Annotated in this window: 5 protein-coding genes; 3 read left to right on the top strand and 2 right to left on the bottom strand. The window is 66.4% G+C overall.

What is annotated here, in order from left to right:
* Positions 1–457: 457 nt before the first annotated feature.
* On the bottom strand, positions 458–1,540 hold the full coding sequence (locus BP858_RS06170; RefSeq protein WP_062265417.1) for a GHMP kinase: 1,083 nt from the start codon (positions 1,538–1,540) through the stop codon (positions 458–460).
* Between the two features lie 11 nt (positions 1,541–1,551).
* Positions 1,552–2,103, bottom strand: a complete 552-nt coding sequence (locus BP858_RS06175) for a ferredoxin domain-containing protein (RefSeq protein ID WP_062265413.1) — start codon at positions 2,101–2,103, stop codon at positions 1,552–1,554.
* Between the two features lie 90 nt (positions 2,104–2,193).
* Here BP858_RS06175 and msrA point away from each other — a divergent pair, with 90 nt between their 5' ends.
* The 3 genes from msrA (at position 2,194) to BP858_RS06190 (ending at position 9,728) form a co-directional block, all read left to right on the top strand.
* Positions 2,194–2,673 (top strand): peptide-methionine (S)-S-oxide reductase MsrA, encoded by a 480-nt coding sequence (msrA, locus tag BP858_RS06180; RefSeq protein WP_074175373.1) that lies wholly within the window; start codon positions 2,194–2,196, stop codon positions 2,671–2,673.
* A 610-nt stretch (positions 2,674–3,283) separates the two neighbouring features.
* Complete coding sequence (locus BP858_RS06185) at positions 3,284–6,391, top strand: PD-(D/E)XK nuclease family protein (protein WP_286879122.1); 3,108 nt, start codon at positions 3,284–3,286, stop codon at positions 6,389–6,391.
* Complete coding sequence (locus tag BP858_RS06190; protein WP_286879123.1) at positions 6,378–9,728, top strand: UvrD-helicase domain-containing protein; 3,351 nt, start codon at positions 6,378–6,380, stop codon at positions 9,726–9,728. The genes BP858_RS06185 and BP858_RS06190 overlap by 14 nt, the downstream gene beginning before the upstream one ends.
* Positions 9,729–10,331 lie beyond the last annotated feature (603 nt).

The following is a 10,331-nucleotide window of genomic DNA, read 5'->3' on the forward strand; positions in this document are numbered from 1 at the left end:
GCCCCCTCCCCGCACAAGCCGGATTCGAGGCACGATAGAACAGAGCAGGTGAGCCTCCCGGTCGCCAACCCGGGGAGGTCTTCATGGACAATAGTAGATGAGATGCTCCACTAGGGGGCGGGAGCAGCGCCCGGGCGTTCCCCAGGGAAAAACCTGTCCGGGGCATGATAAACTCCCAGAGCGAACCGGTCGTGTCCTCATCGATTGCCCCCCGACAAGGAGCACGACCGTTTTCCGGGGAGGAAGACGATTGACCGCAGACCAACCAACAGTACCTCAAATCGCCCTTCGTCTTCAGAATTGAGCGCTATCCTCGTGAATCTCCAGACCTGACGTTAGCGGACATGAGGGAAGCCCAAAACGTGATGCCATTCCCCGGAACACGATGGGACTGCGGGAACCGCCAATTTTCACGAAAAATGAGCAGTCAAAGAGATAGCGGGCTCCCGGGAGCCCGCTATGCCCTCTCTTCCACACGGATCTTCAGCCCCTCGTTGTCGACCTCTGTTGCGATCGCGATCCTGAGGCCCACCGACGAGAGGATTGCCGCAACCTCATCCTCCGGGCGGCCGGTGATGATGGCGATGGAAGGGCCGACCGAACTCATGCCAACGAACTCGAGACCGGCGTTCCGGAGCGCCGCCATGTAGCGGTAGAGCTCAAACCCGTGGTGCTCGACCTCGGCGCGTTTTGAACCCCGGAACTCGATCTCCCAGATCACGTCGCCGATCTTTACAAGGTCACCCTGTTCCAGCGCCGGAATGAGGTCCATCATGATGAGATACGACTTCAACGTGCGGTCGCGGTAGTCGAGGGTCCGGGCCTTGTTCATCAGGAGATCGAACTCCTTTTCTCCCGCCGACGAGACGCCGGAAGGCGGGATGGCGATGTAGACCCGCTCCCCCTCCGCAAAGGCGTGCCGGTAGACAAGCGTCAGTTCATCGCCCATCACCGCCATCCCGCCGTAGGTGCTGGCTGCCGGGCCGACACCGGTCTCGAACCCGAACGCGACGTTCCCGGCCTCGGTCTCCTCGACGAAGTTGTTGCCGAGGAGCAGGCGGAGCTGGTCAGAGGTCAGCGGTGATCCCACCGCGGTGTTGAGGGCGTTTGCGACCGCGATGAGAATGGTGCTCGTGGACCCAAGCCCCACATGCTCGTGCATGTGGTCACGCGCACGAACCCGGAATCCCCCGGTGTAACCGACGACGTGCCTGAAGACCTCCACGAAGTGCCGGAGGATCGGTTCACGGGTGTAGTCGATCTCGAGTCCCGACGCCGTGCACTCGACCTTGGCGGTGCAGTAGGTCCTGATGGCAAACCCGATGCCGCCACCCCCGGGGCGGTCCGGGGAGAACCGGTTCATATCAAGCACGGTGAGGTGGATCCGGGCGGGAGCATCAACGACGACGATGCCGGAAACCGGCGAAAGGTTGTAGTCCTTCTGAAGGCCGCACGGCCTGATATTCTCACCGGGCGAGAAGGAGGTGAACTCGTACTCGACGAGGTCGAGATCCCCTCCCCTGATCTTCATGGTGCCCATGCTGTATCTGGTTACCGTGTGCGGTCAAAGAAGATATCCTTTCCAGATGCCCGGAGCGGAATGCCATACGCAACGCCGCATCCCTCCAGCCACCCAAGCGAGAGCGCGCCGACGCCGGCGGTGTACATGACCCGGTTGTCGACGTTGTGGATGCTTGCGGTCTTCGCCGCAGAACCGACCGCAATACCGAGGTCCGCCATCCTGACGGCACAGTTCGGGCCGCCGAACGGGGTGACCCTATGGGGTCTCTCACCCTGTGCTTTGAGCATCTCCGCACAGGTGGGATACCCACACCCGCCGCAGTCGAGGCCTACGGCATCGGCCAGGAGCGCGCCGATGATGAGACAGGCGTCACTCGCCTCGATGTTGCCCGCATCCCTGATAAAAAACGGCGCATTGTGCTTCTCGCCGAACTCCCGCATCGCCCGTGCGAGTACCGGCCGATCCTCTCCGGTGACGAGCAGGGTCTTGATCACGTCTGTGCCCCGTGCCTTCGGGGCGGTGCGTGCAGAGAGTGCCATCAACCGGGCAACCGTCTCTACGGCATCAGATTCGAGAGTCATGGGAGTAGATATCGCCGATGGGAGATAAGTATCTTCCTTCCACGGGCAGCATCGATAGGTTTTTGCAAAAGATCGGGTGAAGACCATGCCATGACATCAGAGAAGGCCACCTTTGGCGCAGGTTGTTTCTGGGGTGTTGAGGAGGCGTTTCGGCACCTGCCCGGCGTTGTGGATACGGCGGTGGGGTTCATGGGGGGCACTCTCGCGAACCCGACCTACGAGGACGTCTGCACCGGGAGGACCGGGCATGCGGAGGTCGTGGAGGTGACCTACGACCCCGCGCAGGTGTCATACCGGGATCTCCTCGACCTCTTCTGGAGCATCCACGACCCCACCACGCCCAACCGGCAGGGGCCCGACATCGGGACGCAGTACCGATCGGTGATCTTCCATCACACCCCGGAGCAGGAGGCAGCAGCACGGGCGTCGAAGCAGGAGGTGGAACGTTCGGGGAGGTTCAGGCGCCCCATCGTCACCGCCATCGAGCCTGCGGGAACGTTCTGGCGGGCCGAGGAGTATCACCAGCAGTACCTCGCCAAACACGGAAGAGGGCACTGCAGGATTGTGTAGTAAGTGGGGGACCGGCGGACCGGGTTTTTCGGGCCCCTGGCTCCAGGCGGTGGACCGTGGTGGCTATCACAACGGCGGGAGGGGGTCTGCCCCATTGGCGCTAACGTTCGGTATGGAGACTCGTGAGGATACCGTCCAATTCAGGAGACGAACGTCGGTTTGGGGTATTATTGACCGGTCTGTGGTCAATCGTCCACCTCCTCAGAAAACGGTCGTGATCCTTGTCGGGGGGCAATCGGTGAGAGCCCGACCGGTTCGCTCCGGGAGTTCATCGTCCCCGGGCGGAGTGGGGGTTCTGCGAGTTCCGCCGCCTGCGGGGAGGGGGCTTGCCCCCTCCCCTGCCCCCACCCCGGGGGTGATAGCCACCACGGTCCACTGCCCGGGTGAGCCGGGGGGAAAGGCGGTTTTCTCCACGCAGCATGGGTTGCCTCACACAGAAGTGCGCGAGACCGCGTCGCACCCTCCCTTTGCGTCCTTCGCATCCTCCTGCGGGCGGCCGGCGATCCTCCACATCCGAAAATCAGTGGTTCCCCCGGCAGCCGCCCCGAGAACCAAATAACAACACTCATCCGGGTTAACCCTGTAATCTCTTCCCAGGAGAGATTGATGGATGTGTCCTGCCGTCCTGTACCGCCGTCTTCCGGGCGAAGGCCTGGATGAGGTCATTGCGGGGTTCCGGGAAGCCGCCGCCTGGGACCCTGGGGGAACTGTTCTCATTGTCCCGACGTCGCGCCTCGCCGACGATATCGCTCATCGCCTCATCGCTGAAGGCACGCCCATCTTCGGCGACGCGGTCACCACACTTGCCGGGTTCGCCCGGAGGGTCTTTGAGGATCACGCAAAGACCGAGAGCCTCATTACCGGGGCGCAGTCCCGGCTCATCATCGCCGATATCCTCGCCACCCGGGCCGCCGACCTCCCGCTCCTCGTCAGGGGGGACCGGCCGGGGTCCGGGGTCGTCAATGAGCTGGCGACGCTCGTTGAGGTCCTCACCACGCGGAAGGTGGATTATCCGGCGGCGCTCGGCGACCTCCAGGGCGCAAAGAGCGCTGAGATCGGGCTTGTCCTCGATGCGTACCTCCGGTTCCTGGACGAGCACGACCTCGTCGATGAAAGCACCCTCCTTGCCCGGGCCGCCCGGTGGCTCGCCGGGGGCGGCCGGGACCGCACCGGCCCGGTCTTCATCTACGGGCTCTACGAGCCGGTGCCGCTCGAGCGGGACCTCATCCTCGCCATCCGGGAGCGGGCTCCCGAGTTCCATTACGTGGTCCCGTGGGCCGACAACCCCGCGGTCTTCATCGACGACGGGGCATGGGTCCGCCCGGACGTGGTCGACGGCTCTGCGGCAAAGAGCCGGATCGCCGGCCTCTTCTCCGGCCGTGCAACCTGGGACTGCGGAGGGGACATCTGCATCACCGCCCGAAAGGACCGGCTCGATGAGGTCAGGGCGGTTGCGCAGGAGGTCCGGGACCTCATCGCCGGCGGCGTCCCGCCCGGTGATATTGCGGTTGCCTTCCCCGACCTCCCGGCGGCGATGGCGTATGTGGAGGAGGTCTTCCCCGACTTCGGGATACCGTATGCCTCCTCGCGGGGGACGGCGCTCATCGGGTCCCCGCTTGCCCGGGCGCTCCTCGCCGTCATCGCCGTCCCTGTCCACGGATACCGCCGTGAGGACGTCGTCGCCCTCCTCAACTCCCCATACATCGGGGAGCAGTTCCCTGCGGGATCGGTCGTCGACGTCCTCTCCCGGGAGGCCCGGATCACCGGGGGCGCCGACGCTTGGGACGAACGGCTCGCACTCCTTGCCGGGAGCCTTGAAGCGGAGATCGCGATGCCCGGCACCCCGGAGGGGGTCCGGCGCCGCCACGAGGTGACGCTCACCGTGATCGCCGGGGTGCGGGAGGGGCTCAGGGCTCTCTTTGCCGATCTTTTGACCCTTGGGGGCGCAAAGACGATCACGGGGCACCTTGCCGCGTACCGGTCGCTCCTTGCCCGGTGGGGCTGCCCGGTGATGCCGGAAGGGGGCGATCCGGTCCTCTTTGAGCGGGAGGCCCGCGACCGGGCGGCATTCTTCCGGGTCCTCGATACACTGGAGGCAACGGCCCTGATACTCCCGGAGAGGGAGGTGGGGCCTGCTGAGTTCCTCTCGGTGCTCTCGCTCCTTGTCGCCGGGACGGGCTCCGGGAGTCGCCACAGAAGGCACGCGGTCCAGGTCATCGGCATCAGGGAGACGGCGCACCTCACCATCCCGCACCTCTTCATCGCCGGCCTCGTCGAGGGGGCGATGCCACGCCTGACGACCCGGCTCCCGTTTGCCACCGACCTTGAGACCCGGCGGCTCGGGACGCGGTCGCGGGCCGATATCCTCCGGGAAGAGCGCTACTACTTCACCGCGGCCCTCCTCGCCGCCCGGGACCGGGTCTGCCTCAGTTTCCCGGCAGCCGACGGCGGGGCCCCGGCGATACGCTCCTCCTTCATCGATGCGGTCAGGGATGCCGCAGCCCCCGGCACTTGGGGCGCGGAGTCATTCAGCGCATCACGCCTCGCGGCGGCGGCAGAGGCCGGGGCGCTGATCGCCAGGGCCAGGTTCGATGAGGCGGCCGCCATCCTCCCGCCGTCGGCCGTCCGTGAAGCGGCCCGCAGGCTCAACATCGAGAACTACCACCGCCGGGGTCCCTGCGACTCCCCGTACGACGGCGTGCTCTGCGACGACCCTGAGGCCGTGGCGGCGCTCACCCCGAGGTTCGGGGATGATGCCGTCTACTCGCCGACCGCGCTTGAGACCTACGCGGACTGCCCCTTCCGGTTCTACCTTGGAGACGTCCTCGCGCTTGAACCGCTCGCCTCCCCAGACCCCGACCTGACCGCCCGGGAGCGGGGGAGCCTCGTCCACCGGATAGCACACCGGTTCTACGCTGGCTGGAAGCGGGACGGGCACGGCCCCCTCACCGACGAGAACCACCCCGAAGCCCTCCGGTGGATCCTTGCCATCGGGAGGGAGGAGGCGGAGCAGGTCAGCCTCAGGAGCCCGGCGTGGGCGGTCGAGAAGGAGTTCCTGCTCGGGTCCCCGCTTGCCGGTCGGGGGCTGCTTGAGCGGTTCATCGAGAACGAACTGAGGCTTGCGGCATCGCCCCTCTCCCCCCGGGCGTTTGAGTTCTCGTTCGGGCTCCCGGTCGGGGAGGGGGCAACCGACGCAGTTCCGATACGGCTCGGCGAAGGACCGGAGGAGACGATCCTGCTCCGGGGCAGGATCGACCGGATCGACGTCGCTCCCGACGGGGCGTTCATGATCACCGACTACAAGACCGGCAGTTCGCACCCGAACCTTGCGGACGTCATGGCGGGAAAAGCCCTCCAGCTCCCGCTCTACATCAGGGCGGTCGAGACCCTCACCGGGCTCTCGGGGGCGGCCGGCGCCTACTACACCGTCCGGCGGGGCGAGGTCCGGGCCCGGCCGGTCTTCTGGGATGCGGGCCAAAAAGACCACTTTGCGGTCTATCCCGGGACCCGGAACAGCGGCGTCGAGGACGTCAGGGCGCTGGTCGACGCCTCCCTCGCCCGGGTGAGAGACTACCTGCACGGTATACGGAACGGGCGGTTCCCCCCGCGGCAGGACGCCGGCCCCTGCCCGGGATACTGTGGTTTTGCGACGGTCTGCAGGTTTGATGGGTTGCGGGAGTTCTCATCCTGCGGGGAGGGGTTCGATGGGGCTCACTGACCGGCAGAGGCGGGCCGCCCTCGACCACGGGACGAGCAAGTGCGTGACCGCCGGTGCGGGGACCGGGAAGACGCACGTCCTCGTCAGGAAGTACGTCGACCTGATCGAGTCCGGGGAGGGAGGCGGCGTCGCGGGTATCCTTGCCCTGACGTTCACCGAGAAGGCGGCACAGCAGATGCGTGAACGGGTCAGGGACGCGCTTGCAGAGAAGAGCGGCCCTGAGTGGGACGCCGTCCGCGACGACCTGCTCTCGGCGAACATCTCGACGTTTCACGCCTTCTGCGCCCGGGTGCTCAGGGAGTTCCCGCTTGAAGCGGGCGTCGAGCCGGGGTTCTCGGTCCTCGATGAGCGGGAGGCTCGACGGCTCCGGGAAGAGGCGATGGACGATCTCATCCACGGCGAACCCCCCGAGGCCTGCCGTGACGCCCTGGTCTGCACCCTCCGGGCGATCGGCGCCTACGAACTGAAGAACTACCTCATCCGGCTCTACGAGAAACGTGCGGCCGCAGAGGAGTTCTTTGCCGCGCTCGAGCAGGACGAGGGGGCGGTGATTGCCGCGTGGCAGGAGATCCTCAGGCAGCGCAAGGAGGAGGTCGTGCAGGACTTCCTGTCGGCCGCACGCCCGAGCATCGCAGTGCTCGCCGATTGTGCGGCCCGCTACCCGGGGGATGCCGACCCGGCGATGGCCTACCTCCGGGCCATCGAGCCGTACCTCCCGTCGCTTGCGCCTGAGCGACCGGGCGACGAGGCCTGCCGCGCCGTTGCCGCGGTCGCGGCGATCAACGACGACCGCCGGTTCACGGCCAGGATGGGCAGGAAGGGGAACTGGGACGAGCGGGACCTTGATGCGGTCCGGGAGGCCTACCGGACCCTGCATGACCTCACCAAACCCCGCGCCGGAACCTTCGGGCTCTCCATCGACCCTGACGATGCCTTCACGCGGGCGACGCTCGACTTCCTCCACAGTCTGGGGACGGTCTTCTCGGTCTTCGCGGAGGCTGTGGACGCCGCAAAAGCGAGGCGGGGGGCGCTTGACTTCTCGGACCTTATCCTCTTTACCCGCCGCCTCTTCCGCGACCGCGACGATATCGTTGAGGCGCATTTCCGGAGCAGGTTTGAGTTCGTCCTGGTCGACGAGTTCCAGGACACCGATCCGGCCCAGGCCGCCATCATCGCCGCGATCCTCGGGGGGCTTGCGGCTGAGAGGGGAAAACTCTTCGTCGTCGGCGACCCGAAGCAGTCCATCTACCTCTTCCGGGACGCTGACGTAACCCAGTTCAAACGGACGCGGGACGTCATCGAGGAGAGGCTCGGCGGTGAGGAGGTCAGGCTGGACGTCAACTTCCGGAGCACGCCCGAGGTCGTGGGGTTCGTCAACTACATCTTCGCCGCCCTGATGGCCGGGAGCGCCCGGCCCTGGGAGTTTGCCTACGAGCCGCTGCGGGCGAGCAGGACGAGCGATGCCGGATCGGTCGAGATCCTCCTCTGCCCGAAGACAGAACCCAGGGATGCCGGCCGCCGGGCGTCGGCAGAGGCGGTCGCCCGGAAGGTCCAGCGGATGGTTGAGGCCGGGGAGAAGCCGATCGTTCGGGACGGCGACCGCCGCCCGGCCGGGTACGGCGATATCGCGATCCTCCTTGAGCGCCGGACAAACCTCATCTACTACGAGTGGGCGCTCCGGCGCTACGGCATCCCCTACCACGTCTATGCCGGGCTCGGGTTCTACCGGCGGCAGGAGGTCTACGACCTCTACAATATCCTCCGAATCCTCGAGAACGAACGTGACGATGTGGCGCTCTACGGCGCCCTGCGGTCGCCCTACTTCGGGATCTCCGATGCCCGGCTCTTTGCCGTCGCAGACTCGGGCCCCCGCTCAGCCACGCTCCTGGAGCGGTTACGGCGGTTTGCCGCCGGGGCGCCGAAATCCGACGTCGCGGCGGCGGCAGCCCTCCTTGCCTCCTGGCAGGGGGTCGCCCGCCGGCTCAGGCCGGCCGAACTCCTCAACCGGATTGTCACCGAGTCTAGCGTCTACGCGGTCTACGGCGGGATGCCGGAAGGGGAGCAGATCATCGCGAACGTCGAGAAGCTCATCGGTATCGTCCGGGACCTCCAGGAGGGCGGGAGCAGCCTCGGTGAGGTCGTCGGGGAACTTGAACTCTGCATCGACGGTGAAGAGCGGGAGGGGGAGGCACAGCCCGACCTTGCGTCGTCAGAGGCTGTCGCGGTCATGACGGTCCACGCATCCAAGGGGCTTGAGTTCCCGGTCGTCGTCGTCCCCGACCTCTCGGAGCCGCCGCTCCCTGATACCTCCACGATCATCGTCGAGGAGGGGCTGCGCCTCGGTGTCAGGATCGCAAACCCCGAAAACGACCACGAGCGTGAGAATACGCCCATTCTCGCGGTCCTCAAGGACGAGGCGCGGGAGAAGGACGAGGCTGAGCGAAAGCGGCTCTTCTACGTGGCGCTGACCCGGGCACGGGACCACCTGGTCCTCTGCGGCGTTCTGCCTGATGCGGTGCCGGAGAGTGTTGCGGCGTGCAGGACCAGGACCGACTGGCTCGCCTGCTGCCTCGGCCTCTGCGAGGATGTCTACGCGGCGGGCGGGGTCGAGGTTCTCCCGCCGGGAGAGGATCGGCCGCTCCGGATCGGGGTCTGCACCGCGCCTGACGCGATACCGGCTGAGGTCAGGACGGCCGCACCCGTCCTCCTCACCGTCCCTGAGGATATCAGTCCGGCATCAGAGCGCCCCCTGCCCCCCGCGGCGCTCCCGGCGGAGGAGCACGTCTACTCGGTCAGCGAGATCGAGGGCTTCCTCCGCGGGCAGGAAGATAGGGAGGACGATGCACGGACCCGGGGCCTGATCATCCACGAGGTCTTCCGGGGGCGCGACCCGGCGGCGGTGCTGCGGCGCTACGGGATCGACGACGCCGGGCTGGCCCGGGAGTACGCCCGGCTCTACGAGGAGTTCCGGGGGTCGCCGATGGTGCAGGGTGCCGGAAGCGATTACTGCGAGGTGCCGTTCCGGGCCAGGGTCGGCGGGGTGGTCTTTACCGGGTTCATCGACCGGCTCCTGCAGCGACCGGACGGCACCTGGATCCTCATCGACTACAAGACCGGCCGGGTGGACGAGGAGAGCCTCCCGGCGAAGATTCAGAAGCATGCCCTCCAGATGGCGGTCTACCGCCGGGCAGCGGAGGGGATCCTGGGCGAGCCGGTCCGGGCATACCTCTACTTCACCGATACCGGCCGCTTTGTCGAGGCGCCGGCTGATGACGACGGGGTCTTCGAGACGCTCCGGGAGGCGATCCGCGGGATCGAGGGTCGCCCGGCGGGGTGAAGAGTCACCACGGTCCACTGCCCGGGGACAGGGGTTTCGTGGGTCGTGCCTCGTGCGGGGAGGGGAGAACCCCTCCCCGGTCCCCACCCCCCCGGGGCGATGTCCACCACGGTCCACAGTACGGGTGAGCCTAGTGCCGAGTCAATCATTCAACGTCGGATATGGGCGTGCTCGTGCTTGTTGTCATCTTCAACGTAGAGATCTCCCGTCTCTCTTCGCGTCTTCGCGGCTTCGCGTGAGACTTCGGTACTCTCTAGTACCCCTCACGCGAAGCCGCGAAGGGCGCGAAGGGGCGTTGCAGGGGATTATACCGAACATCGCGCTCTCCCGCGTGAGACCAGAGTGCCCATCCTGGCACGTTCCAAAAATCTCTAAAATAAGATGACACGATGCACTATTGCGACAATTCGTCGTTGACATGACACTAGGGAACTCCGGACCCGACACCTACCCCGCCGGGGTGGGGACGAGCACCTGGACCCAAACAGGGGGTCAACAGAGTCTGATAATCCGGAATCGGTGTAGTAGTTCCCGGCGCTCAGGTTCCACCACGCCGTTGGCATGCTTTTCCCCGGGTATCGCCTCGCACTGCCCCCGCCCCCT

The sequence above is a fragment of the Methanoculleus sp. UBA413 genome (genome assembly GCF_002502935.1).
GTDB lineage: Archaea > Halobacteriota > Methanomicrobia > Methanomicrobiales > Methanoculleaceae > Methanoculleus > Methanoculleus bourgensis.